The 24928-nt window shown below is 72.4% G+C and carries 17 protein-coding genes; 6 read left to right on the plus strand and 11 right to left on the minus strand.

Annotation, left to right across the window (positions count from 1 at the left end; translation table 11 throughout):
• Positions 1-324 precede the first annotated feature (324 nt).
• Complete coding sequence (locus tag IF67_RS0133030; RefSeq protein WP_030991970.1) at positions 325-1941, minus strand: type VII secretion protein EccB; 1617 nt, start codon at positions 1939-1941, stop codon at positions 325-327.
• Between the two features lie 345 nt (positions 1942-2286).
• Here IF67_RS0133030 and eccE point away from each other — a divergent pair, with 345 nt between their 5' ends.
• From eccE to IF67_RS0133045, 3 genes are all read left to right on the plus strand, one after another.
• Positions 2287-3513: a type VII secretion protein EccE gene (eccE, locus tag IF67_RS0133035; protein ID WP_030991971.1), complete on the plus strand. Its 1227-nt coding sequence runs from the start codon at positions 2287-2289 to the stop codon at positions 3511-3513.
• On the plus strand, positions 3513-4358 hold the full coding sequence (locus tag IF67_RS0133040) for a hypothetical protein (protein WP_030991972.1): 846 nt from the start codon (positions 3513-3515) through the stop codon (positions 4356-4358). Before eccE ends, IF67_RS0133040 begins: the two co-directional genes overlap by 1 nt.
• A 334-nt stretch (positions 4359-4692) precedes the next feature.
• Positions 4693-7410 (plus strand): SCO5717 family growth-regulating ATPase, encoded by a 2718-nt coding sequence (locus tag IF67_RS0133045; protein WP_030991973.1) that lies wholly within the window; start codon positions 4693-4695, stop codon positions 7408-7410.
• Positions 7411-7792: 382 nt separating this feature from the next.
• On the opposite strand, the gene IF67_RS0133050 is transcribed toward IF67_RS0133045, so the two are convergent.
• The 9 genes from IF67_RS0133050 to rimP all read right to left on the minus strand — a co-directional run bounded on the left by IF67_RS0133050 (position 7793) and on the right by rimP (position 20835).
• Positions 7793-8740 (minus strand): bifunctional riboflavin kinase/FAD synthetase, encoded by a 948-nt coding sequence (locus IF67_RS0133050; protein ID WP_030991974.1) that lies wholly within the window; start codon positions 8738-8740, stop codon positions 7793-7795.
• A gap of 285 nt (positions 8741-9025) precedes the next feature.
• Positions 9026-13204, minus strand: coding sequence for a hypothetical protein (locus IF67_RS0133055; RefSeq protein WP_030991975.1), 4179 nt, complete (start codon positions 13202-13204; stop codon positions 9026-9028).
• Between the two features lie 433 nt (positions 13205-13637).
• Entirely contained in the window at positions 13638-14567 is a 930-nt protein-coding gene (truB, locus tag IF67_RS0133060) for a tRNA pseudouridine(55) synthase TruB (RefSeq protein ID WP_030991976.1), read from the minus strand.
• Positions 14564-15016 (minus strand): 30S ribosome-binding factor RbfA, encoded by a 453-nt coding sequence (gene rbfA, locus IF67_RS0133065; protein ID WP_030991977.1) that lies wholly within the window; start codon positions 15014-15016, stop codon positions 14564-14566. The genes truB and rbfA overlap by 4 nt, the downstream gene beginning before the upstream one ends.
• A gap of 65 nt (positions 15017-15081) precedes the next feature.
• The gene (locus tag IF67_RS0133070; RefSeq protein ID WP_030991978.1) at positions 15082-15375 is read right to left on the minus strand and encodes a DUF503 domain-containing protein; all 294 of its coding nucleotides are present in this window, start codon (positions 15373-15375) and stop codon (positions 15082-15084) included.
• 198 nt (positions 15376-15573) lie between these two features.
• Entirely contained in the window at positions 15574-18702 is a 3129-nt protein-coding gene (infB, locus tag IF67_RS42325; RefSeq protein WP_078889778.1) for a translation initiation factor IF-2, read from the minus strand.
• A 164-nt stretch (positions 18703-18866) separates the two neighbouring features.
• Positions 18867-19163: a YlxR family protein gene (locus IF67_RS0133080; protein WP_078889779.1), complete on the minus strand. Its 297-nt coding sequence runs from the start codon at positions 19161-19163 to the stop codon at positions 18867-18869.
• A gap of 134 nt (positions 19164-19297) precedes the next feature.
• Positions 19298-20290 (minus strand): transcription termination factor NusA, encoded by a 993-nt coding sequence (gene nusA / locus IF67_RS0133085; protein WP_030080300.1) that lies wholly within the window; start codon positions 20288-20290, stop codon positions 19298-19300.
• 2 nt (positions 20291-20292) lie between these two features.
• The gene (gene rimP, locus IF67_RS0133090; RefSeq protein WP_030991980.1) at positions 20293-20835 is read right to left on the minus strand and encodes a ribosome maturation factor RimP; all 543 of its coding nucleotides are present in this window, start codon (positions 20833-20835) and stop codon (positions 20293-20295) included.
• Between the two features lie 118 nt (positions 20836-20953).
• Here rimP and IF67_RS0133095 point away from each other — a divergent pair, with 118 nt between their 5' ends.
• Genes IF67_RS0133095 through IF67_RS0133105 form a run of 3 tightly spaced genes read left to right on the plus strand, consistent with a single transcriptional unit; the run spans position 20954 to position 23085 of the window.
• Positions 20954-21544: a hypothetical protein gene (locus IF67_RS0133095; RefSeq protein ID WP_234341497.1), complete on the plus strand. Its 591-nt coding sequence runs from the start codon at positions 20954-20956 to the stop codon at positions 21542-21544.
• 49 nt (positions 21545-21593) lie between these two features.
• Positions 21594-22124 (plus strand): ferritin-like domain-containing protein, encoded by a 531-nt coding sequence (locus tag IF67_RS0133100; protein ID WP_051818867.1) that lies wholly within the window; start codon positions 21594-21596, stop codon positions 22122-22124.
• Between the two features lie 49 nt (positions 22125-22173).
• On the plus strand, positions 22174-23085 hold the full coding sequence (locus IF67_RS0133105) for an aminoglycoside phosphotransferase family protein (RefSeq protein ID WP_030991985.1): 912 nt from the start codon (positions 22174-22176) through the stop codon (positions 23083-23085).
• Positions 23086-23150: 65 nt separating this feature from the next.
• On the opposite strand, the gene IF67_RS0133110 is transcribed toward IF67_RS0133105, so the two are convergent.
• A complete protein-coding gene (locus IF67_RS0133110) occupies positions 23151-24860 on the minus strand; it encodes a proline--tRNA ligase (protein ID WP_030991987.1) in 1710 nt (569 codons plus the stop codon).
• Positions 24861-24928: the final 68 nt, after the last annotated feature.

A 24928-nucleotide genomic window follows, 5' to 3' on the forward strand; every position in this document is an offset into this window, starting at 1 on the left:
GGCATGCCGCCACAGGCGCTCGCGCGGTAGGCATCTCCTGCTGACGCCTTTGGCTACTTTACCCACTCCATATGCCCGTTCCCAACAGGGGGACGGTTGTTGTGACGGGATCACAACATTGTCAACTGGCCGTCGCTGAAACGTTGTTCAAAAGAATCGGACAGAAGTGATGCTATCGGTCAGGACCGGGCTCGCCGGAGTGCGACGAAGATCGCACCGAGAAGGCAGCGGACGACCTCGTGAATTTACGGTGCAGAGAATCGGCGATGCGCCGAAGTCCGCGCCGGTAGCCCGTCCCGGGCGTCGGCGCGGACTTCACACATATCAGGACGACTGCGGCTTCTGGGCGCTCCGGATGTCCAGCGAGGGGCCCTCGGAGAGCAGCGAGGACCAGGCCTTCAGAATCAGCGGCGGATGCGAGGCCCCGTAGCCGAGGTGGAGCCTCGACTGGTCCTGCTCCTGCTTGTCGTTGCCGGCCTTGTTCCCGCCGTCGTTGTTCCTGGGAATGGAGTAGCGCAGTCCCGTGTCGGTCACCAGGAACAGGCTGCCGCTCTTCGCGGAGGGGGTGGGCACCTCCGTGTAGAGCAGCCCGCTGCCGGGGGTGACATACGAGCTGGCGCCGCTGGCGATCTTGGCCGGGTAGTCCGTGCCGACCCAGGCCTGCATCTTCGGCACGCCGTTCGGGTAGCCGAGCTGCTTCTCCTCGCCGCCCGGGTACTTGTCGTTGGTGCCCTTGTAGACGCTGCACGACACGCCGCTCTTGGTGGGGCTGGTGAAACCACCGGTCTGGGAACCGTGGTCGAAGTCGTTGGCCGCCGAAACGGCGTCGGTCGGCCACGGCGACGGGACGCCGAACAGCGTGCCCATGAAGTCCGTCGGCTTCTGTGCGTCGTCCAGCTTCGGGTCGACACTGCCGGTGGCGATCGGGACGGGCGTCAGCGGCGAACCGTCACCGTTCAGCGTGTCCGCGTTCGCGCCCTCCTCCAGGAGCTTCGCCACGAAGTTGGACACCTGCTCGACGCCGTCCTTCTCCACGACGTACTTCTGGCCGTTGCTGTCCTTGAGGATCGAGCCGACCTTCCTGGCCTTCTGCGGGACCTTCGGGTCAGTGGTCTCGCTCCCCGCGCCGGCGACCGTGGGCATGCTGATGCCGGCCTTGTCCGGAACCGTCAGGAGGGTGTCCATGAACTGCTGCGACACCTTCTGCGGGGTGGCGTCGGAGCCGAAGATGATGCGCCGCAGGGCGGCCCGGCCCGTTTCCTGGGGGGAGTTGAACGCGAAGGCCTTGCCGCTGTTGTCGACCAGCCACTTCTTGCCGTCGGGGTCCTCGACGTACAGCGCCTGGTGCAGGTCGAGCTTGCCCTTGTTGTCCTCGACGAGCTGCTTGTCCTTGCCGGCCAGCACGAAGACGGCCTGCTGCGGCTTGCTGTTTTCACCGGTGCCGGGGCGGTTGCACACCGCCCAGGTCTTGGGCTTGTCGGCGTCCTCCGTGGCGGGCAGCCGGTCGGGGGCGTACGGGATGCCGATGGCGGGCCCGTGCGGGAGCTTTCCGTCCAGCTCGGATTCCTTGACCTTGACGACGCTGAACTTCGGGTCGAGAAGAAGGCGGGCGGAGGCGAGGTTCAGGATGGGGTGCAGCAGTTTCTGGCTTTTGCCGTTGCGGTCCTTGTTTTCCAGCACGATGTAACGCGTGGTGGATTGGTCCCCGACGATGACATTCTTGCCGACTTCGTCCCACCCCTGCGGCGCAACGGGCTTGAGAATGCCGCAGGCCCCAAATCCCACAAGCACCAAGACACCCACGACGATGCTGGGCACCACCGCCTTGAGCGGCCTGGGGGCGCTCTCGATCGAACCGTTCGGCAGCGGCTTCAGAAATGCCGCATTCGTGCGCTTTCGAGCAAACGAATACGCATTCAGCTCGTCCCGACGTGATGCCATTGTTGCTTTCTCTCCCCGCCTGTTGGATCCACAGCGACCGCCCCCGGCACTCACGCCGTAGCGCCCTCTACTATGCCGTGTATCGATCGACCCGTACGGTACGGGTGCCACCTTCCAACGCACCAGCCTCAGCGGGCGACCGATACGCCTAGAAGCCACACCACCAGTAGAGGAGCAGGCCGGGGGATGTCCAGCGCCACCAGGGCTCGACGCCGCAATGGGCGGCAACAGCAGCAACAGCCTTCCGCTGCCCCGCAATACGCGGGAAATGCTGGCCAAAACGGTACAGCTTCGGGCAACAGAGGAAATGGCGGCCGGGATTCCGCGGCCCGTCCGGCCGGTCCGGTGGCACCGCGGCTGCGCCAACAGGCCGGAACCATCGGCGGGGTGCGCGTCCAGCAGCTGGCCATCATCGAACTCGCCGCGGCACTGGTGCTGGTGGGCTGGACGATCCACCCGGCCGCACTGACCGCGGCCATTGTGATCGCGGCCCTTCTGGTCGTTTTCGCGCTCGGCCGGCGACGGAAGATTCCGCTGCCGGAATGGATCACGACCGTGCGCGCCATGAAGCGCCGCGGCAAGGACAGCGCCTCCGCGATCGCGGCCACGCAGGGCGTGGATCCGGCCTTCGCCCCGGTGGTGGAGTGCGAACCGGCGCTCCAGACCTACGAGTTCACCACCGAGGCGGATCAGCGCGCCATCGGGTTCGTCGGTGACGGGACGTTCCTGACGGCCATCGTGCAGGTGGACGCCCGGGACGAGCCGCTGCGGCCGCAGCGCGGCAGCCACATGCTTCCGCTGGAGGTACTGCACACCGCGCTGGACATCGAGGACATCCACCTCGAATCGGTGCAGTTCGTGCAGTACACCCAGCCCGCGCCGGCGCCGCATCTGCCCGAGCAGGCCGTCGCGGCCCGCTCGTACGCGCCCCTCCAGGCCCAGGCGCAGACGCCGGCACTCCAGCTGACATGGATCGCGCTCAAGCTCGACCCCGAGCTGTGCTCGGAGGCGATCGAGGCCCGCGGCGGCGGCATGGAGGGCGCCAAGCGTTCGCTGCTGCGCGCCGCCGACCAGCTCGTCAGCCGGCTCACCGCACACGGCGTCCGCGCCAAGGTGCTCGCCGAGCGCGAGGTCGTGGCCGCGATCGGTACCGCGGTGTGCGTCAGCCCGCGGGCCGCCAACGGCGCGATGGGGCGTGACGGCCGGGCGGCCCGCCGCACCCAGGAGACGACCCGCGCCATGCGCTGCGACGACCGCTGGCACACCACGTACTGGATCGGCCGGTGGCCCCAACTGGGCCAGGGCGGTGCGCCGTTGGCGGCCGTCACCCAGCTGCTGACCAGCACCAGGGCCATGGCCAGCACCTTCGCGCTGACCGCCACGCACGGCGGCGGCCGCGCCCCGGCCATCTCGGGCTACGTCCGTCTTTCCACCCGCAGTGAGAACGAACTCTCCGCCGCGCAGAGCGAGTTGGAGCGCCGTTCCGGTTCCGTGAAGGTCGGGCTCGTCCGGCTCGACCGGGAACAGCTGCCCGGCCTGCTGGCCACGCTCCCCCTCGGAGGTACCCGCTGATGGCCTCTCCCACCTATCAGCCCCGCGTCAACACCAGTGGCAACGGCTGGCGCAATCCCCCCATCGGGGGCTCCGGCACCGGCGGCGGCCGGCTCTCGCACCAGCCGCGTCCGGACGAGGAGCAGTCGGGCCCGACCGGTCCCAAGCCCCGGCCCGGCTTCGGTCTGCGCGGCCCGCGGCGCAGCCCGCACGTCCTGACGGCCGAGTCGCTCGCCTCGCTGACCCTGCCGGTCGGTGACGACGGCGTGATCATCGGCATCGACCCGCAGAACCAGCCCGCCGTGCTGAGCCTGCTGCGGCCCGCGCCGATGGAGATCGTGCTGGTCGGCAGCATGTGGATGGCCCAGGTGCTGGCGCTGCGTACGGTCGCCACCGGCGCCCGGGTCGCGGTCGAGACCGCGCGGCCGCCGGCCTGGGGGCAGATGGCGCAGGCCGCGGGCGGCGGACAGCAGTGTGTGTCCGTCCACGAGGTGCGTCAGATCGCACCCCAGGGGCCGTCGGTTTCCAGCCCGGTGCTGGTCGTACGGGACATGGGTGCCCGGCCGCCGCGCAATCAGCTCGCCCCGAGCCCTTGGCAGTCGGTGCTGACCGTGCTGCCGTTCCTCGGGCCGCGGTCGCCGCAGATGCTCAGCCGGGCGGATCTGGTCGCTCTCCAGCGGCTTTCGCCCGAGGAGGCGGAAGTTGTGACGCGAATCATGCGGCTGCCGGAGCAGGTCGGTGCGGTGCTGCCGACGCTCAGCGACAACGCCATGCTGTGGTGCTCGCGCGACGGCCATCAGTTCGTCATGACCCAGCCCACGGAAGCGGAGACCAACCTGCTCGGCGGGCCGCGCCGTATGGACTGACCGTTCACTGCGGGCCGGTTGCCCGCGGGCCGCTGCGCGCGGCCCGTACGCAACCGGCCGCAGGCACGACTTACGGGCGCACCCACGGGTGCGCCCGTAAGTGTGCCGAAGGGGCTTGAAGACCACATGACACCGACTGCCGATATGGGCCGACTCTTGATTAGGCTGTGTGGGAGAGCCGCAGGAGCACAGCGCGACGGCAGTCGAAACGGGGACGGAGACAGTTAGTGTTGGCGCAACCCCGGGTGGTGTGTTCCGACTTCCGCTACATCCGATCGATCCGCCTGTATCCGGTCCTGCCGTTCAGGTGCGTTGCAGTACACCAGGAGGCACAGTGAACGAGCAGGAGGCTTTCCGTCCGGACGGAAACGATCCTGACGACGACCAGTCCGAGTTCGACCTGACCGGTGAGTTCAAGATCGATTTCGCCGCACCGGCCTGGTACGCGAGCAACGACACCAGTGGTGGGGGCACGAGCGCTGCCTCCCCCGCGGCTCCTCCTGCGTCTTCGCCCACCGCTCCACCCGCCGATCCCCCGCCGCCGCTCGGCCGGCCGCTGCCCGGCCCCGCCCAGGGTGCTCCCGGCATTCCGCAGCAGGGTGCACCGACGGCCCCGCCGCCCGTAGAGGCCGCACCGCCGGGCTTCCCGACGCTGCGTCCGCAGGACGCCGGCACCGACGCGCCGGCTGCCGCACCTCCCGCGCCGGAGGCGTCCGCGGAGGCCGCGCCGGCCGCGAACGACGGTGCAGGCTCGGGCAATCGTCGTGCGGGCACGGGTGTCGACCCGTCGGCCTCTCTCTGGGACGACGACGATGACTCGGAACCGCAGGCGGTGAGCGCGCCCGAGCCCGAGGCGTCGCCCGCCGTGCCGCCGGAGGCCGCACCCGCCATCGCGGCGCCGCAGCCGGAGGCCGCACCTCCGCACGCCTCCACCGAGGGCGGAGCTGGGGCCCCCGAGGCCGCCGCTCCCGTCCAGCCGGCCCCCGATGCCGCCGCGCAGGGCGCACAGCCCCCGCAGGGCCAGCAGCAGCCGCAACAGGGCGTGCCCCAGCAGGGCGTGCCCCAGCACGGTGTGCCGCAGCAGGGCATGCCGCAGCAGCAGGGGGTTCCGCCGCAGGCGGCTCCGCAGAGCGTCCCCCAGCAGGGAACGCCTCAGCAGGGCGCTCCCTGGGGCGCCGCGGCGGAGGGGCAGCAGCAAGGTGTTCCCGGGCAGGGCGCACTGCCGCCACTGCCGGCGGAATTCCAGCCCGCGGACCCGCGGATGGCGCAGGCCCAGGCCCAGGCTCAGGCCCAGGCCGGTCAGCAGCCGCAGGGCCAGCCACAGGCGCAGCAGCACCAGCAGGCCCCGCAGCAACAGCCGCAGGCGCAGCAGCCGCAGGCCGGATATCCGCAGGGGCAGCCCGCTCAGGGCGGCTACCCGCAACAGCAGCCGGCACCGCAGCAACAGCCTGCGTACGGCTACCCGCAGCCCGCCTACGGCTACCCCCAGCAGGGCCAGCAGCCGCAGCAGGCACCGCACACGGCCGCGCAACAGTCGGCTTACGGCTATCCGCAGACCGGTGCGCAGGGCTATCCCCAGCAGGGCCAGCACCCCCAGCAGGCGCAGCAGGCACAGCCCGGCTACGACCAGCAGCAGGCCGCCCAGCAGGCGGCGCAGGCCCAGGCCGCCCAGGCGCAAGCAGCGCAGGCAGCGCAGGCACAGGCTCAGCAAGCCCAACAGGCCCAGCAGGCCCAGCAGGCGCAGTACCAGCCGCTCCCCGGCCAGCAGGCCGGCGACCCCCACGCGGCGGCGAACTACGCGTCGTACTCGCAGCCGGGTCAGCAGCAGCCGCAGCGAGCCGCTCCCGGCGCGCCGCTCGGTTACAGCGCCGCCGTGGAGCTGACCTCCGACCGGCTGCTGCGCAACCAGCCCAAGAAGCGCAAGCCGGGCGCCAATGCCCAGCCGTCCAAGTTCAAGCTGGGCGCGAAGAAGGAAGAGGCGGAGCGGCAGCGCAAGCTGGAGCTGATCCGTACACCGGTGATGTCCTGCTACCGCATCGCGGTGATCAGCCTCAAGGGCGGTGTCGGCAAGACCACCACGACCACCGCGCTGGGTTCCACGCTCGCGTCCGAGCGGCAGGACAAGATCCTGGCGATCGACGCCAACCCGGACGCCGGCACGCTCGGCCGACGGGTCCGCCGCGAGACCGGTGCGACCATCCGTGACCTGGTACATGCGATCCCGCATCTGCACAGCTACATGGATATCCGCCGGTTCACCTCGCAGGCCCCCTCGGGCCTGGAGATCCTCGCCAACGACGTGGACCCCGCGGTCTCCACGACGTTCAACGACGAGGACTACCGGCGGGCGATCGACATCCTCGGCAAGCAGTACCCGATCATCCTCACCGACTCGGGTACGGGTCTGCTCTACAGCGCGATGCGCGGAGTCCTGGACCTCGCCGACCAGTTGATCATCATCTCCACGCCGTCCGTGGACGGTGCGAGCAGCGCGAGCACCACCCTGGACTGGCTGTCCGCGCACGGCTACGCCGACTTGGTGCAGCGCGGCATCACGGTCATCTCCGGTGTCCGTGAGACCGGCAAGATGATCAAGATCGATGACATCGTGTCGCACTTCGAGACCCGCTGCCGCGGTGTGGTGGTCGTCCCGTTCGACGAGCATCTCGCCGCCGGTGCCGAGGTCGACCTGGACATGATGCGGCCCAAGACCCGCGAGGCGTACTTCAACCTCTCCGCCCTGGTGGCCGAGGACTTCGCGCGGGCCCAGCAGGCGCAGGGGATGTACCCCCAGCAGCAGATGGGCGGCGATCCGTACGCCCAGCAGCAGTACCCCCAGCACGGCCAGCCCCCTCAGGCGCAGCCCCAGCAGGCACAGCAGCCCCAGCAGGGCCAGCCGCCTGCCGGTTACCCGCCGCAGCAGGGTGGCTGGACCCAGCAGCCCGCCCAGCCACCGGCCCACTGGCAGCAGCAACAGCCTGCTCCGGACGCACCGCAGCCGGAACAGCCGGGCCTGGCGCCGGGGTGGCAGCAGCAGCCGCCTCCGCAGTGAGGCGGGCGTAACGCAATACGGGGCGGGCCCGGCACCAACGAGGTGCCGGGCCCGCCCCGTATCACGTCATCCCACGATCGAGTGAACCGCTCTCGGCCGAACTCCGCCTGGAATCAGCCGAGTTGGCGCTACCGCATGACTACACCCGCCCACCCCCCGAAGGGGGGTGGGCGGCGGGGAAAAAGAAGGAGGCGGGCGCCGGGGGGGGAACAGGACTCCGACGCCGAGAAAACGGGAGGCGAGCACGGGGAAAGCCAACGGGACCCGGCGGCGCGCGCAAGAGGAACCAAGCGGCGGGAAAAGCAGGAAGCGGGAGAAACCACGGCAGGCAAGCCCCGAAGGGGGCCCGCAGGGAAAACGGCCGGTCAGGCCGCCGCCGAGATCAACTCGCCTCCGCGATCAGCCCCCGCGCCAGCTTCACATCGACCGCCATCCGCTCCAGCAACGCGTCGAGGGTGTCGAACTTCTCCTGGCCGCGGATATAGGCGAGGAAGTCCACCCCGACGTGCAGGCCGTACAGGTCCAGGCCGACGCGGTCGATGGCGTACGCCTCTACGGTGCGTGCCTTGCCGTCGAACTGCGGGTTGGTGCCGACCGAGATGGCCGCCGGCATCGCCTCGCCCTCGACCTGAAGCAGGCCCGCGTAGACGCCGTCGGCCGGGATCGCGGTGTGCGGCAGCGTCTCCACATTGGCCGTCGGGAAGCCCAGTTCGCGGCCGCGCCGGGCACCGCGTACGACGACGCCCTCGACGCGGTGCGGCCGCCCGAGAACCTCCATCGCACCGGCCACATCTCCCTCGGCGACCAGGCGTCGGGTGAGCGTGGAGGAGAACGGCTCGCCGCCGCCCGCCGCCCCGCGCTCGTAGAGGTCGATGACCTCCACGGTGTAGTCGTAGGTGGTCCCGAGCTCGGCGAGGGTCTCGACATTGCCGGTCGCCTTGTGCCCGAAGCGGAAGTTGGGGCCCTCGACGACGACCTGGGCGTGCAGCTTGTCGACCAGCACCTTGACCACGAAGTCGGCCGGGGCCAGCTTCGAGAACTCCTTGGTGAACGGGAGGATCAGCACCGCGTCCACCCCCAGCCCGGCCATCAGCTCCGCACGCCGGTGGTGCGGCGCCAGCAGCGGCGGGTGGGTGCCGGGCCGCACGACCTCGCTCGGGTGCGGGTCGAAGGTGACGACCACCGCGGGGATCCCCAGCTCACGGGCGCGCGCGACGGCCTTGCCGATGATCAGTTGGTGGCCGCGGTGCACTCCGTCGTACGAGCCGATGGTGACGACGCTGCGTCCCCAGCCCTCGGGGATGTCCTCCAAGCCACGCCAGCGCTGCACAGTGCCCGCTCCTCGCCCGAACCCTTGTCCGTCCATTGCGCCAATTCGGCATGGCGCAGGTCTAAGACTGCCATGCCGCGGGTGATGCTCCGTGCGAAGGGGTGGCTCCGGGCACCTCTCCGAGCAACTGTCCGTCGGCGGATTGCGCGGAGGGCGGAAAGGCAGGGAGGGCGCAGATGAAGCCGAGAGCGCGGATGGTCTGCACAGGCCGGGACCGCACCCGTCCGGCCCCGGCCCCCGGCCCCGGGCCCGAGCCCCGGCCCGCCGGACCGCCCACCCGCCCCGTCAGGTATGACACCCGGCCAGCGTCGCACGGGCGCTGGGCCCCACCACCGCCGCCCACTCCCCCGGCTCGTCCGCCACCCAGTCCTGCACCCGCCGGGCGAAACCGGGCACCCGCCGCCCCAGTTCCACCAGTCGCCGGTCGAAGCAGGACGCGCCCTCCGGTGTGCGGACCAGCAGCATCCCGGTGCGGTGCACCAGCTCCCGGGTGCGCTCCGCCGACCGCAGCTCCGCGCCCTCGGCGGCCGCCTGGAGCAGCGCCTCCAGCACCCGGGTGTCCCGGCCGGTCTCGTCGTACACGCCGTGCGACGCCGCGTACGACGCCTCGTGCGCCAGCAGCACATCGAGCAGCTCGCGGCGCAGCGGGACCGAGTCGCCGGAGCCGGTCTCGGCCACCACGGCCGCGAGCGCGCACCGGACCGGCACGGGAGATCCGGTCAGCAGCTCCACGGCGAGCGGGCGGAGTGCGGCGCGGGCGGCCGGGCCGCGGTCGAGGCGGCGGTCGACGAATTCCGCCACCGGTCGTGCGGCGCGGTCCGGGCAGTGCCGGGCACAGTCGCGGACGAGGTCGGCGACGCGGGCGGCGAGATCCGGCGCATCGGCGCGGGCGAGCATGCGCAGCAGCGCGGCCGCCACCGGCGGGCCCTCGCCCCCCACCAACCGCGCCCGGAAGGCTTCCAGCACCCGCCCCGGGTGCTCGTCGAGGGCCACCGTGAACGCCGTGGGCGGCAGCTGCGGATCCCCCGCGACGAAGCGGGCCAGCGCTCGGTCCAGGAAGCGGGAGCGGGTGGCCGGATCGCCCATCAGCAGGGCCAGCGCGGAGCCGTGGTGGGCGCTGTCTGCGCTGCGGGCGAGGAGGCAGAGGGCCGCGTAGCGCAGCAGGGCGCGGTCGGCTTCGGCGACGGCGTGACGGGCGGCTCGCAGGCCGTACGACACGGCGGCGGCCCGGCGCGCGGGGCGTTCGTCGTGCGCCCAGCGGTCCACGGCCCGGCACACCGCCGCGGGCTCGTCCTCGGCGAGCGCGTCCATCAGCTCGTCCCCCTTGGGGTGCGCGGCCTCCACCAGCGCCTCCGTGAGCGCGTCGAGCGCCCGATGGCGATGGGTGTGCAGCAGCGCCTGCGCGGCGGCGGCCACCGTGATCTCGCACGGCAGGAGGCTCCCGGGGTGAGCCGGGCCGCCGTCCTCCGCGCCGGGGCGTTGCAGCGGGCGGGTGTCGTCGAACCAGGCGCACAGCAGCGGCTGCATCCGCTCCGGATCCGTGCGCAGCAGCTCGGCCGCGGCGTCGAGGAACCGCGGCGAGCGGGCCGCGGCGGGCTCGCTCCCGGATGCGGCACCGGCCTCTGCCGGCGTTCTGCCGTCGGTGTCCGTACCGGCGGGGGTGGGGCGGACCCCGCCGGTCGCGTCGGCCCAGCCGTCGCCGTCCCGGGCGGACGCCGGGTCGTCGGCGGGGTGGACGCGTACACGGGGCGGCGGCGCGAAGCCGTGTTCGGCGCGCGGCCCGTCACCGGGCACGGCGCCCGACGGCGAGACGCCCGGCCGGGGATCGGACGACAGCGGACCGGAGGACGACAGGGGACCGGAGGGCCAGGGATCGCACGGCAGGGGACCGGACAGCCAGGAATCGCACGGCAGGGGACCGGACAGCCAGGAATCGGACGACGCCGGCGGACGGGACGGCGACGCCCCGTCGGACCGCGACGACGCACCGGACGACGACAGCCGACCGGCCCCTGACGACACACCGGACGACGACCCCACACCGCCCCGCGCACCGCCCCACGCACCACCTGGTGCCGCACCGCCCCACGCATCGCCTGGTGCCCCACCACCCCGCGCACCACCCGTGGCCTCCTCTCCCGCGCACCGCGTCGCACCGTCCGGCGCCCGCCCCGCCCCGGCCGGTGGCCCATCGGCCGGCAGCAGGCGGCGCAGCAGATCCATCCGGTCCTCGTCGGACAGTGCCAGCCGCTCCCAGAACCACGGCCCGAAGGCCTCCAGTCCCGTGTGCACGAAGCCGCCCGCCCGCAGGGACCGTTCCGTGATCCGGTCGGCGAGCAGCCGCAGGACGCCCGTGTACGGCCTCGCGTCGGGGACCCGGAACAGCACGCCGGACAGCAGATGGGTGGCCCACCAACGGCCGTCCACGGCCCCCGGGGCGGGTGTGCCGGCCGCTGGGGCGGTGGCCATCGGCACCAACTCCGCCAGCCGGAAGGTCAGTTGCACCGTGCCCTCGCGCCGTCCGAGCAGCAGCAGCGCCTGGACGGCCGGCCCGGCGCGATGTCCGGGGACGGGGAGCAGATCGAGGTCGACATGGGCGCCCTGCAACCACTCCGCGAACTCCTCGTGCGCGAAGCGGTACCCGGAGCCGGCCGGGACCAGCAGCCCCTCGGCCAGCACCGCGGAGGCCCAGCCGGGCTCCCGCGGGAAGACCTCCTCGAAGGACGTACGGTCCAGCGCGCCCGGCCCGGGGCCGAGAGCACGGCGGGCCGCCTCGTGCACCTGGCCGGCGACCTGTGCGGCCAGCCGGCGCACGGCGGTGCCGCGCAGCGCGGGGCGGTGCGCGGCCGCGATCCGTACGGCGATGCGCAGGCACACCAGGTCCAGGTAGGCGTCGAAGATCTGATGGCGGTCGGGAGCGCCGAGGCCGCCCGGATCGTCCCCCCGTCCGGCCTCGTCCCCCTTGGGGAGCGCCGCACCGACCTCCGCGAGCAGGCGCAGGGCCAGCGGGTGGCGGGCATCCGCCGCGGCCGGTGCGCCCGGCGGGAGGCCGTAGCGGCAACGGGCGCGCTCCGCCGCCTCCTCGGGGAGGTCACCGAGCTCCACACAGGCGGGCAGCGCGGGAGCCGGACGGCACGGCCGGTGCAGCAGGCCGGGCGGGAAGAGCGCACCGGCCCGCTCCCAGTACTCGGGGCGGCAGGCGATCACCAGCCGCACATCGGCCGTACGCAGCCAGTCGGCCGTCGCCTCGGTCCACCCGGCCAGCCGCTCCCGCCGCGCCAGGGCCGACGGCATCTCCTCCGGCCCGTCGAGCAGCACCAGCAGCGGACGCCCGGCCGCCGACGCCACCCGGGCCACGCCCTGCGAGGTGGTGTCCGCCGGGTCACCGGCCGTACGGCCCGCCCCGGCGACGGTCCGGGCGGCGGACCGCAGCGCCCGCTCGACCGCGGTGTGCACCCCGTCGTCGTCGGGCCGCAGCTCCGCGCCGCGCAGCCAGACTGTCGAAGCCGGTTCCGGACCCTGTGCCCGGCGTGCCGCGAGCCCGGCCAGCTCCGTACTCCGTCCGGTCCCCGGCTCCCCCACCAGCGCCAGCACGCGCGCCCCTGCACTCTCGTGGCCCTCCCCGAAGCGCACGAACTCCGCGACGGTCTCCGGCCGTTCGACGGGCTCCCGCCACAGCCGCAGGCGCTCGGCGGAGCCCATCGACACCTCGGCGAGATGCCGCGCACCGGCCGGATTCAATTCACTGCCGTATGCCCGAACGGTCGCCGCGTTGCGCTCCAGCAGCGCGGCCAGCGCGCCCTGGGGCGCGGCCTCGGCGACCGCGCGCAGCGGAATCGCGAAGCCGCCCGCCCGGCGTCCGAACGCGCTCTCCCCCGGCCGGGCGCGGCCGGGCGCCTGGGGATGCAACGCGGTGCCGAGGACGCCGAGCACGGCGCCCGTCCGGGCATCCAGCACCGGCCCGCCGACCGCGGGGCCGCCCAGCCGCAGCGCCTCCCGGCCCCCGGCGCACAGTCCGAGCTCCAGCGTTTCGTCGAGGAGATGGACGCGCTCGGTGGCCGTGTACATCACCCCGGAGCCCGGCCCGACGACCGTGCCGTCGAGCCAGCCGCCCGCCCAGAGCCGTGCGGTGGTGCCCGCGGCCGGCTTGCCGACGGCGATCGGCAGCGGCGCGAGCCGGTGCGGCCCGAAGCCCCCGGCCCGTACGAGGGCGAGCCCCGCCTCCGGAAGGGGCGTGAGGGCGTCGGCCGCCACCACGCAGGTCCAGCCGCCGCCCCCGGCCGCGCCGCCGCCGGCGCCGTCCGCCATGGGCTGGAGCACCAGCTGTGTCGCCCCGTCCACCGCTTCGTGGCTGGTGATCACGGTGCCCTCGTGGTCCGCGAGGAACCCCGTACCACGCGTCCGACCTGCCAGATCGCGGATCCGCACCAGTGCCGCGTCCACATCGGCATCCAGCAGTGCCATCGCCGGTCCTCTCGCCCTGTCCAGTCCTCCGAACGGTAAGCAGGCGGTGATCGTCTCGACAGGGACCCGTGCCAACGCGCCCCCCTCCACGCCTTGCTTCACTTCGAGCGCCTCACCGAATGAGTGAATAGCCGGACCGCGCCGGTGAGGGAGGGAGAGAGGCGAAGGGAGCAGAGGGGCGGAAGGCAAGGGGGAAAGCCCGCGGACGGCGCCCGGAGCCTCTCCCGGCGGCGCGGCGGCCCGGCCGCCCTCCGTTCCCCACCGTCCCCGGGCGGCTGCCCACGCTCCCCGTACGCCATGCGAAAGGTCTCCGCACGCCCTGCGAAAGGCCCCTGCACACCCATGCGAAAGGCCGGGCCCGGAGCGCTTCACCACGCCTCCGGACCCGGCCCCAAGCGCCAGGTGACCCAACCGCCCGTAGGCCGGTCCGGCCCTAGACCGCGAACACCGCCAGGCTCTTCGCCTTCCCGCCCTGGTTCTCCACCAGCGCGAGGAACCGGCCGTCCGGTCCGAACGCCGCGATCGGGCCGGTGCCCTCGAACAGGGGCATCGGGATCCGCGCGCCGTTGAGCAGCAGCCGGGCCTGCGCCTCGGCGACGTCCCAGCGGGTGAACGCCGCGGCGGCCGCCTCACCGAGCGGCATGACCGGCAGGCCCTCTCCCTCGGCGTCGTCCACGGCGGCCTGGAGCTGTTCGAGGGTGCGCGCCCGGTCCAGCTTGTACGGGCCGACGCGGGTGCGGCGCAGCGCCGTCAGATGGCCGCCGACCCCGAGCCCCTCGCCCAGGTCACGGGCCAGGGCGCGGATGTACGTACCGGACGAGCACTCGACGGAGACCAGCAGATCGGTCACCGGGGTGCCGTCCTCGGCCTCGGTCTCGTGCGCGGAGTGCACCACGAACGAGGAGACGGTGACCGGCCGGGCCGGGATCTCCACGTCCTCGCCGTCGCGCACCCGCGAGTACGACCGCTTGCCGTTGATCTTGATTGCGCTGACCTTCGACGGGACCTGCATGATCGCGCCGGACAGCCTGCCGACGCCCGCGTCGATGTCCTCGCGGGCGAGACCGTGCGCCGCCTTGGACGCGGTGAGCTCGCCCTCGGCGTCATCGGTGATCGTCGTCTGGCCGAGCCGGATCGTGCCGACGTACTCCTTCTCCGTCAGCGCGAGATGGCCGAGCAGCTTGGTGGCCCGCTCGATGCCCAGGACGAGCACGCCCGTCGCCATCGGGTCGAGCGTGCCGGCGTGCCCGACCCGGCGGGTGCGCGCCATACCGCGCATCTTTGCCACCACGTCGTGCGAAGTGAAGCCGGCCGGCTTGTCGACGATGACAAGACCGCCCGGCTTGTTGCTCTCACGCTTCATTCTGCCGCGGTGCCCTCGTCGTCGTCCTCGCCCGGCTTGCGGTACGGGTCGGCCTCGCCGGCGTACTGGGCGCCCGAGGAGACCTCGCGCACCGCGGCGTCCGAAGCCCGTGCCTTGTCGAGCAGGTTGTCGATCGTCTTGGCGTTCTCCGGCAGGGCGTCCGGCACGAAGGCCAGGGTGGGCGTGAACTTCGTCCCCGCCGCGGCCCCGACCGCGGAGCGCAGGATGCCCTTGGCGCTCTCCAGCCCTGCGGCGGCGCTCGCACGCTCCTCGTCATCGCCGTAGACCGTGTAGAAGACCGTAGCCTCCCGCAGGTCGCCGGTGACCCGGGTGTCCGTGATGGTCACGTGCGAACCGAGCCGCGGGTCCTTGATACCGCGCTGGAGCTTCTGGGCGACCACCTCCCGGATGAGGTCCGCCAGCTTCTTCGCCCGCGCATTGTCGGCCACTGGTCCGTCTCCTTCTTTCTTCCACAATTGTGCTTCCACCGGCGGCGGCCTGCCCGGTCCCCGGGTCAGTCGTCGTCGCCGTGCAGCTGTCGGTGTACCGACAGCAGCTCCACTTCGGGCCGTGCGGCGACCATGCGCTCGCAGCGGTCCATGACATCGGTGAGGTGCCCGGCGTCCCCGGAGACCACCGCCAGGCCGATGGTGGCCCTGCGGTGCAGATCCTGATCCCCGACCTCCGCGACGCTTACCGCGAATTTGCGGTGCAGCTCGGCGACGATCGGGCGGACGACGGAGCGCTTCTCCTTCAGCGACCGTACGTCGCCGAGAAGCAGGTCGAAGGACAGCGTCCCTACGTACATGCAAGACGGGTCAAGCCACCCGTGGGGCCTTGGGGGCACCTCCCGGCGTGAGCTGGGAGGCGTTCGCTTCATGGGGAACCGTACACGGAACGGCCGGGGCCGATCGACGGAAATATTCCGCCGACCGGCCCCGGTCCCGCGTGTCGCCCGGCCGCCGTCTCCGGCGACCGTGCTACACGCGGGCAGTCACGCGCATGATCAGCCGCGCGGCTTCTCGCGCATCTCGTACGTCGCGATGACGTCGTCGATCTTGATGTCGTTGAAGTTTCCGAGGTTGATACCGCCCTCGAAGCCTTCGCGGATCTCGGTGACGTCGTCCTTGAAGCGGCGCAGGCCCTGGATGTTGAGGTCCTCCGCGACCACCTTGCCGTCGCGGATGAGGCGCGCCTTGGTGTTGCGCTTGACCTCGCCGGAGCGGATGAGCACACCCGCGATGTTGCCGAGCTTGGACGAGCGGAAGATCTCGCGGATCTCCGCGGTACCGAGCTCGACCTCCTCGAACTCCGGCTTGAGCATGCCCTTGAGGGCCGCCTCGATCTCCTCGATCGCCTGGTAGATGACCGAGTAGTACCGGACGTCGACGCCCTCGCGGTCGGCCATCTGCGTGGCACGGCCTTCGGCGCGCACGTTGAAGCCGATGACGATCGCGTCGGAGCCGGACGCCAGGTTGATGTCGGACTCCGTGACCGCACCGACGCCGCGGTGCAGCACGCGGATGTCGACCTCTTCGCCGACGTCGAGCTGGAGCAGCGAGGACTCGAGAGCCTCCACCGAACCGGACGCGTCGCCCTTGATGATGAGGTTGAGCTGCTGCACCTCGCCGGCCTTGAGCACCTTGTCGAGGTCCTCGAGGGACACCCGGCGGGTGCGCTTGGCGAAGGCGGCGTTGCGCTCGCGCGCCGCGCGCTTCTCAGCGATCTGACGGGCCGTACGGTCCTCGTCGACAACCAGGAAGTTGTCGCCGGCACCCGGGACGTTGGTCAGACCCAGGACCAGGACGGGGGTCGACGGACCCGCTTCCTCGACGTGGTTGCCCTTGTCGTCGAGCATCGCCCGGACTCGGCCGTACGCGTCGCCGACCACCATCGTCTCGCCGACGCGCAGCGTGCCGCGCTGGACCAGGACGGTCGCCACGGCGCCGCGGCCACGGTCGAGGTGTGCCTCGATCGCGATGCCCTGCGCGTCCTGCTCCGCGTTGGCGCGCAGGTCGAGCGAGGCGTCCGCGGTCAGGACCACGGCTTCGAGCAGCTGCTCGATGTTCAGGCCCTCACGAGCGGAGATGTCGACGAACATGGTGTCGCCGCCGTACTCCTCGGCCACCAGACCGAACTCGGTGAGCTGACCGCGCACCTTGGTCGGGTCGGCACCCTCGACGTCGATCTTGTTGACCGCGACCACGATCGGCACGTCGGCCGCCTTGGCGTGGTTCAGGGCCTCGATCGTCTGCGGCATGACACCGTCGTTGGCCGCCACCACGAGGATCGCGATGTCGGTCGACTTGGCACCACGGGCACGCATGGCGGTGAACGCCTCGTGACCCGGGGTGTCGATGAAGGTGATCCGACGCTCTTCGTCGTTGACCTCGGTCGCGACCTGGTAGGCACCGATGTGCTGGGTGATGCCGCCGGCCTCGCCCGCGATGACGTTCGTCTTGCGGATGGCGTCGAGCAGTCGCGTCTTACCGTGGTCGACGTGACCCATGACGGTCACCACCGGCGGACGCGCGACGAGCATTTCCTCGCCGCCCTCGTTCTCACCGAAGTCGATGTCGAAGGACTCGAGAAGCTCGCGGTCCTCCTCCTCCGGGCTGACGATCTCGACGACGTAGTTCATCTCGTCGGCGAGCAGCTGGAGGGTCTCGTCGGTGACCGACTGGGTCGCGGTGACCATCTCGCCCAGGTTCAGCATGACCTGGACCAGCGACGCCGGGTTGGCGTTGATCTTCTCGGCGAAGTCCGTCAGCGAGGCACCGCGCGACAGGCGAACCGTCGCACCGTTGCCACGGGGCAGCATGATGCCGCCCACCGACGGGGCCTGCATGGCCTCGTACTCCTGACGCCTCTGCCGCTTCGACTTGCGACCACGACGCGCCGGACCGCCGGGACGGCCGAACGCACCCTGCGTGCCACCACGGCCACCGGGACCGCCGGGACGGCCGGCGAAGCCGGGACGACCGCCGAAGCCGCCGCCACCACCGGGACCGCCGCCACCGGGACGACCGGCGAAACCGCCGCCGCCACCCGGACGACCGCCGCCGCCACCACCGGGACGACCGGCGAAGCCGCCGCCGCCACCGGGACGACCGCCGCCGCCACCGGGACGACCGGCACCGGCGGGACCGCGACCGCCGCCACCGCCGCCGGGGCCCGGACGCGGGCCGGCAGCCGGACGCTGCGGCATCATGCCCGGGTTCGGGCGGTTACCGCCGCCACCACCGGGACGCGGGGCGCCACCGGGGGCCGCACCCTGCGGTCGGGGCATGCCACCGGGGGTGGGACGCGCGCCGCCCTGGCCGCCCTGCGGACGGGGAGCACCCTGGCCGCCGCCCTGCGGACGCGGGCCGCCGGGACCACCCTGGCCACCGGGGCGCGGGGCGCCACCGGGACGGGGGGCCTGCGGACGGGCCATGCCCGTGGAGCCACCGGACGTGAAGGGGTTGTTGCCCGGACGGGGGCCGGACGGACGGCCACCGGGACGCGGGGCCGGACGCTCGCCACCGGGGCGCGGAGCGTTACCGCGGCCCTGGCCGCCCTGGCCGCCCTGACCACCCTGGCCGGACGCCGGACGGGCCGGACGCGGGCCGGGGGCACCGGGACGGGGAGCCGACTGACCGGCAGCGGGAGCGGCCGGTGCGGACGGCGGAGCCTGGAACTCGGGCTGCGCGGGGGCGGCCGGAGCGGGCTTGGGAGCCGGAGCCTTCGGGGCCGGCGTGGGCCGCGGGCCCGGGGTGGGGCCGGCGGCGGGAGTGCTCTTGGGAGCCACCGGGGCCTCGGGGGCCTCAGGGGCCTTCGGTGCCTCGGGGGCTGCCGGAGCCGCGGGGCCCGGCTTGGGGGCGCCCGGCTTCGGGGCAGCAGGACGTGCCGCCTGCGCCGGAGACGGCGCGGACGGCTTCGCGGGGGCCGACTTGCGCGGCGCCGCGGGCTTACCGGCGGCGCGGCCATTGCCACTGCCTGCCTGGAAAGCGTCGGTCAACTTGCGAACAACCGGCGCCTCGATCGTCGAGGACGCCGAACGGACGAATTCACCAAGTTCTTGGAGCTTGGCCATGACGACCTTGCTCTCAACGCCGAACTCCTTGGCGAGTTCGTATACCCGGACCTTAGCCACTTCGCTCCTTCTAGGTCCGGGTTTGTCCACCGGACCGTCGCTACTTCATGGGCGTACTCATCGCGTACTCATCGAGTGCTCATCGCAATCTCGACCTACTTCCGACTCGCGAGGTACCTGACCGCACGGTTTTCCGTGCGCTGTGCGTTTCTTGCTGCTGTGCGTTATTGCAACGGCGGCTGCTCGACGGGCTTCCGCTCGATGAACCGACGGAGATCCGTCGTGTCGAACGGCCCCCGGGCCCGGTAGGCCCGGTTGAACGCCCGGCGGCGAACCGCCAGGTCGAGGCAGACCAGTGTCGGGTGCACGTAAGCACCCCGGCCGGGCAGCGTACCGCGAGGATCGGGGGCACACTCACCCTCGATCTCCACGATGCGCAGCAAATCGCCCTTGGCCGCTCGCTCCCGGCATCCCAGACAGGTGCGCTCAGGGCATGCGCGGGCATGCGTCCGGCCAGACACTGCTTAAGTCTACCTCCCCGCGCCGACCCGGCCCCGATGGGGTAAGGCGGAACGGCTGCTCAGAATTCCGGGCGGAGCGCCGCGGCACCACCGATTTTTCGGTGCCGCGGCGCAACTGTCCGTTTTGTACGGTCTCAGTCCTGCGGTGCGACCTGCTCGGTGTCCGGGCGGATGTCGATCCGCCAGCCCGTGAGACGGGCGGCGAGCCGGGCGTTCTGCCCTTCCTTGCCGATGGCCAGTGACAGCTGGTAGTCGGGGACGGTGACCCGGGCGGAGCGCGCCGCCAGGTCCACGACCTCGACCTTGCTGACCCTGGCCGGCGACAGCGCGTTCGCCACCAGCTCGGCCGGGTCGTCCGACCAGTCCACGATGTCGATCTTCTCGCCGTGCAGCTCGGCCATCACGGCACGCACCCGGCCGCCCATCGGGCCGATGCAGGCACCCTTGGCGTTCAGGCCCGAGCGGGTGGACCGTACGGCGATCTTGGTGCGGTGGCCGGCCTCGCGGGCGATGGCGGAGATCTCCACCGAGCCGTCCGCGATCTCCGGGACCTCCATGGCGAAGAGCTTCTTCACCAGATTGGGGTGGGTGCGCGACAGCGTCACGGACGGGCCGCGGACACCCTTGGCCACCCGTACGACGTAGGAGCGCAGCCGGGTGCCGTGCGCATAGTCCTCGCCGGGGACCTGCTCCTGCACCGGCAGCATGGCCTCCATCGGGCCGATGTCCACCAGCACGTTCTTGGGGTCCTTGCCCTGCTGGACGACACCGGTGATGACATCGCCCTCACGCCCGGCGAACTCGCCGAAGGTGATCTCCTCCTCGGCGTCCCGCAGCCGCTGGAGGATGACCTGCTTGGCGGTCGTCGCCGCGATCCGCCCGAAACCGGAGGGGGTGTCGTCGAAGTCGCGGGGCTCGGCGCCCTCCTCCAAGTCCTCCGGGTCCTCCTTCGCCCACACCGTCACATGGCCGGTGTTGCGGTCCAGCTCCACCCGCGCCCGCCGGCGGCTGCCCTCGGTGCGGTGGTAGGCAATGAGGAGGGCCGACTCGATCGCCTCGACCAGCAGGTCGAACGAGATCTCCTTCTCCCGCACCAGTCCCCGCAGGGCACTCATGTCGATATCCACGGCTACGCCTCCTCCTTGTTCTCGTCGGTCTTCTCGTCGTGCTGCGCGTCGCGCTTGTCCGACTTGTCGGCCTTGCGGTTGAACTCCAGCTCGACACGCGCCTTGGCGATCTCGTCGAAGGAGAGGCGGCGGGCGGTCGGCTTACGGCCCTTGACGCCCGGTACCTCGAGGTCCAGCCCTGCGTCGTCGAGTGCGATGATCCGCGCCACCAGCTCCCCGCCCTCATGGAGTTGGGCCTTGATGAGGCGGCCGACGGCGCGGCGGTAGTGCCGCAGCTCGGTCAGCGGCCGGTCGGCGCCGGGGGAGGTCACCTCAAGGGTGTACGGGGCGCCGCCCATCGCATCGGAGTCGTCCAGGACCTGGGAGGCCTCACGGCTCAGCTCGGCGCACTCGTCCAGCTGGACGCCCTCGTCGGAATCGACCACGATCCTCAGCACCCGCCGCTTGCCTGCCGGTGTCACCTCGATCTCTTCCAGATCCAGGTCTCGCGCGGCGACGAGCGGTTCAAGCAATCCGCGCAGCCTCTCGCTCTGGGTGGTGCTCATCCGGGTGACTCCTCGGCCGCGTGTGCTGTTGTGGGTGGGTCGCGTGTCGGGTCAAAGCCTATCGGTTCCGGCGGGGTACTGACGATTCGGTGGGTGGTCACGGATACTCTCGCCTGCGGTGATCACTACGAAAGACCCCGGGAAGTGCAACGTGCCGAAAGTGGCGCTCACGCGCAGAAGGACCCTGCTGGCCGGCGCCGCCCTCGGGGGCGTGGCGCTGCTCACGGGCTGCTCCGAGGAGCCCGGCCCCGAACGGGCCGAACACTCCTCCGCCGCCGACCGGCTGCGCGAGCGCTCCGCCCGCGACAGTACGACCCTGCTGGCGCGCTATGACGCGACGCTGGCCGCGCATCCGGCGCTGGAGTCGCGGCTGCGCCCGCTGCGCTCCGAAGTCGCCCGGCACGCCGAGGCGTTCACCGACGAAGGGGCCGCCCCCTCGCCCGGCGGCGGCGCCTCCGACGGCCCGGCGCGCGACGCCGGTGTGCCCGCGTCCGGTGCGTCGCCGCACGGCTCCCGGCGCCCGTCCGACCCCCAGGTTCCCCAGGACGAGAAGGGCGCACGCGCGGCCCTCGCCGAGGCGGAGCGCAAGCTCGCCGACGTCCGCACCAAGGCACTGACCGCCGCGCCCCCGCAGTTGGCCCGGCTGCTCGCCTCGGTCGCGGCGGCCGGAGCGGCGCATGCGTATCTGCTGGCGGAGCCGGCCGGATGACGGGCACGGCAGCACAGCAGCGGGCAAGGACCGGCGAAGGGGCATGTGCATGAGGGCCACAGCAGTTCACGGCAGGAACAGGCGCGAGGACGAGGGCGAGGACGAGGACAGCGGGCACGACGAGCTGACGGCCGTGCAGGCGGCGCTGGCCGCCGAGCATGCGGCGGTCTACGGCTACGGCGTGGTCGGCGGCCGGATCGCCGACGACCGGCGCAAGGAGGCCCAGGCGGCGTACGACGGGCATCGTGCGCGCCGGGATGCGCTGCGCCGCGAGGTGCGCGACCTGGGCGGTACGCCGCGGGCCGCGGCCGCCGCCTACGAACTGCCCTTCCCGGTCCCCGACGCGGCCGCCGCGGCCCGGCTGGCGGCGGAGCTGGAGGACCGGCTGGCCGCCGTCTACGCGGACCTCGTACGGGCCGGCGGCAGGGCCCGGCGCACGGAGGCAGCGGCCGCGCTGCGCGAGGCGGCGGTGCGGGCGGTGCGCTGGCGCGGCAGCGGCGTAGCCTTCCCTGGGCTCGTGGAGCGGGCCGCGGCCGCCGCCCCGACCGGCGCCGCGAGCGCCTCCGCCGGCGCGCTCTGAACGACCGGCCGCGGTGCGGTCACGGCCCCAGGAAGGGGACAGCTCAAGCATGGCAACGGCACCCATCGAACCGCCGCAGCGGTTGGTGAGTTCGCTGAGCGGCGATCCGGAAAGTCCCGTGCGCAAGTGGCTCGACACGCTGCCGACGCTGGTTCAGCAGCGGCTGGACGCCTGGGATCTGACGCTGGAACGGGTGCACGCCCCCGGTGGCCGCAGCAGTCTGCTCGCCCTCGTACGGCAGCAGGACGGGACGCCGGCGGCGCTCAAGTTCCCGGTGCCCGGGCGGGTGTCCGCGCACGAAGGGGCGGCGCTGGAGGCATGGGACGGCTGGGGTGCGGTGCGGCTGCTGCGGGCCGACGACACGAGCGGTGCGCTGCTGCTGGAGCGGCTGCAGGGCGCGGTGTCGCTGCGGTCGCTGCCGGAGGCCAAGGCGTTGCTGGAGGCGGCCGGTACGGTGCGGCGGCTGTGGGTGGCGCCGGGCCCCGGGCATGCCTTCGAGACGCTGGCCGGGCGTACCGAGGAGGCCGTGGAGGCACTGCGGACGGCCGGGGCACTGGCCCCGGCGGCCGGGCCGCTGGTGGACCAGGCGCTGGAGCTGCGGCGCGCCCTGGCGGAGGGGTCCGACGAGCAGTTTCTGCTGCACGGCACGTTCCGGCAGGGCAAGGTGCTGGCCGGTGAGCGGTCGCCCTGGCTGGCGGTCGGCCCGTCGCCGGTGGTCGGCGAGCGGGCGTACGACCTGGCGGCGCTGGTGCTGGACCGGTTCGAGGATCTGATGGCCGGGTCGGGCGCGGCCGCCGCGGCCCGCCGCCGGGTGGCCAAGCTGGCCGATTCCCTGGAAGTGGACCGGGACCGGCTGCGCGACTGGACGCTCTACCGGGCGGTTGACACCGGCGTGCGGGAGGTGGCGGTGGGCGAGCGGCAGCGCGGCGAGCTGCTGCTGGAGTTCGCGGCCTGGCTGTAGCGGCGCGCGAACGGGCCGGCCGCCGGGGTGTGCACCCCGGCGGCCGGCCCGTTCGCGTGCGGCGGTCAGGCGCTGAGGCGGGCGACGGCCTCCTCGACCGTCAGCTCCTCGCGCTCGCCGGTGCGGCGGTCCTTGACCTCGACGACGCCCTCGGCGGCGCGGCGTCCGGCGACCACGATGGTCGGAACGCCGAGCAGCTCGGCGTCGGTGAACTTCACACCGGGCGAGACACCGGCCCGGTCGTCGACGAGGACCCGCAGGCCCGCGGCGCCGAGCTGTTCGCCGACCTCCAGGGCGAGCTCGGTCTGCTTGGCCTTGCCGGCGGCGACGACATGCACATCGGCCGGGGCGACCTCACCGGGCCAGCACAGGCCGGACCCGTCGTGGGTCTGCTCGGCGAGGGCGGCCACCGCGCGGGAGACGCCGATGCCGTACGAGCCCATGGTGACCCGGGCGGGCTTGCCGTTCTGGCCGAGCACATCGAGCCCGAAGGCGTCCGCGTACTTGCGGCCGAGCTGGAAGATGTGGCCGATCTCGATGGCGCGGTCGATCTTCAGGCCGGTGCCGCAGCTGGGGCAGGGGTCGCCGGGCTCGACGACGACCACGTCGAGGTAGTCGTCGACCTCGAAGTCCCGGCCGACGACGACGTTCTTTGCGTGCTTGCCGTCCTTGTTGGCGCCGGTGATCCAGGAGGTGCCGGGGGCGATGCGCGGGTCGGCGATGTAGCGGAACGCCTTGCCGGCCAGGCCCTGCGGGCCGACGTAGCCGCGGACCAGTTCGGGGCGGCCGGTGAAGTCCTCGGCCGTGACCAGCTCGACGGTGGCCGGCGCGAGGTGCTCACCGAGCTTGCCGAGGTCGACCTCGCGGTCACCGGGGACGCCGACCGCGACGATCTCGCCGTCGACCTTGACCAGGAGGTTCTTCAGAGTCGCGGAGGCCGGTACGCCGAGGTGCTCGGCGAGGGTCTCGATGGTCGGGGTGTCGGGGGTGTCCAGCTCCTCGACGGGGCCGTGCACGGAGCCGTCGGCCGGCTCGACCTTGACCGTGACCGCCTCGGTGTTGGCGGCGTAGTCGCAGGCCGGGCAGTCGACGAAGGTGTCCTCGCCGGCCGCGGCGGGGGCCAGGAACTCCTCGGAGGCGGAGCCGCCCATCGCGCCGGAGACGGCGGAGACGATGCGGTAGTCGAGGCCCAGGCGCTCGAAGATCTTCTGGTAGGCCTGGCGGTGCAGGGCGTAGGACTGCTCCAGGCCCTCGTCGGTGGTGTCGAAGCTGTACGAGTCCTTCATCTGGAACTCGCGGCCGCGCAGCACACCGGAGCGGGGGCGGGCCTCGTCGCGGTACTTGGTCTGGATCTGGTAGAGGATCACCGGCAGGTCCTTGTAGGACGTGCACTGGTCCTTGACCGTGAGGGTGAAGATCTCTTCGTGCGTGGGGCCGAGGAGGTAGTCGGCGCCCTTGCGGTCCTTGAGACGGAAGAGCAGGTCGCCGTACTCCTCCCAGCGGCCGCTGGCCTCGTAGGGCTCCTTGGGCAGCAGAGCCGGCAGCAGGACCTCCTGGCCGCCGATGGCGTCCATCTCCTCGCGGACGATGCGGGAGACGTTCTCCAGGACCTTCTTGCCCAGCGGCAGCCACGTCCAGATGCCGGCGGAGGAGCGGCGGACGTACCCGGCGCGGACGAGCAGCTTGTGGCTGGCGGTCTCGGCGTCGGCCGGGTCGTCGCGCAGTGTCTTGATCATCAAGCGGGACATGCGCTGGACCTGTGCGGCGTGGGCCATGGGAGTTTCTCCTGCGTAAGAAAGGTGACTCCCTGGAGGTTAGCTGTAGGGGTGTGGCGCAAGGAAAT

The organism is Streptomyces sp. NRRL S-1813 (assembly GCF_000719605.1).
Taxonomy (GTDB): domain Bacteria; phylum Actinomycetota; class Actinomycetes; order Streptomycetales; family Streptomycetaceae; genus Streptomyces; species Streptomyces decoyicus.

Coding starts and splice junctions, on each gene's coding strand:
- IF67_RS0133030 (WP_030991970.1), bottom strand. CDS start 1,941: ATGGCATCACGTCGGGACGAGCTGAATGCGTATTCGTTTGCTCGAAAG.
- IF67_RS0133040 (WP_030991972.1), top strand. CDS start 3,513: ATGGCCTCTCCCACCTATCAGCCCCGCGTCAACACCAGTGGCAACGGC.
- IF67_RS0133055 (WP_030991975.1), bottom strand. CDS start 13,204: ATGGCACTGCTGGATGCCGATGTGGACGCGGCACTGGTGCGGATCCGC.
- truB (WP_030991976.1), bottom strand. CDS start 14,567: ATGAAGCGTGAGAGCAACAAGCCGGGCGGTCTTGTCATCGTCGACAAG.
- IF67_RS0133070 (WP_030991978.1), bottom strand. CDS start 15,375: ATGTACGTAGGGACGCTGTCCTTCGACCTGCTTCTCGGCGACGTACGG.
- rimP (WP_030991980.1), bottom strand. CDS start 20,835: ATGAGCACCACCCAGAGCGAGAGGCTGCGCGGATTGCTTGAACCGCTC.
- IF67_RS0133100 (WP_051818867.1), top strand. CDS start 21,594: ATGAGGGCCACAGCAGTTCACGGCAGGAACAGGCGCGAGGACGAGGGC.
- IF67_RS0133105 (WP_030991985.1), top strand. CDS start 22,174: ATGGCAACGGCACCCATCGAACCGCCGCAGCGGTTGGTGAGTTCGCTG.
- IF67_RS0133110 (WP_030991987.1), bottom strand. CDS start 24,860: ATGGCCCACGCCGCACAGGTCCAGCGCATGTCCCGCTTGATGATCAAG.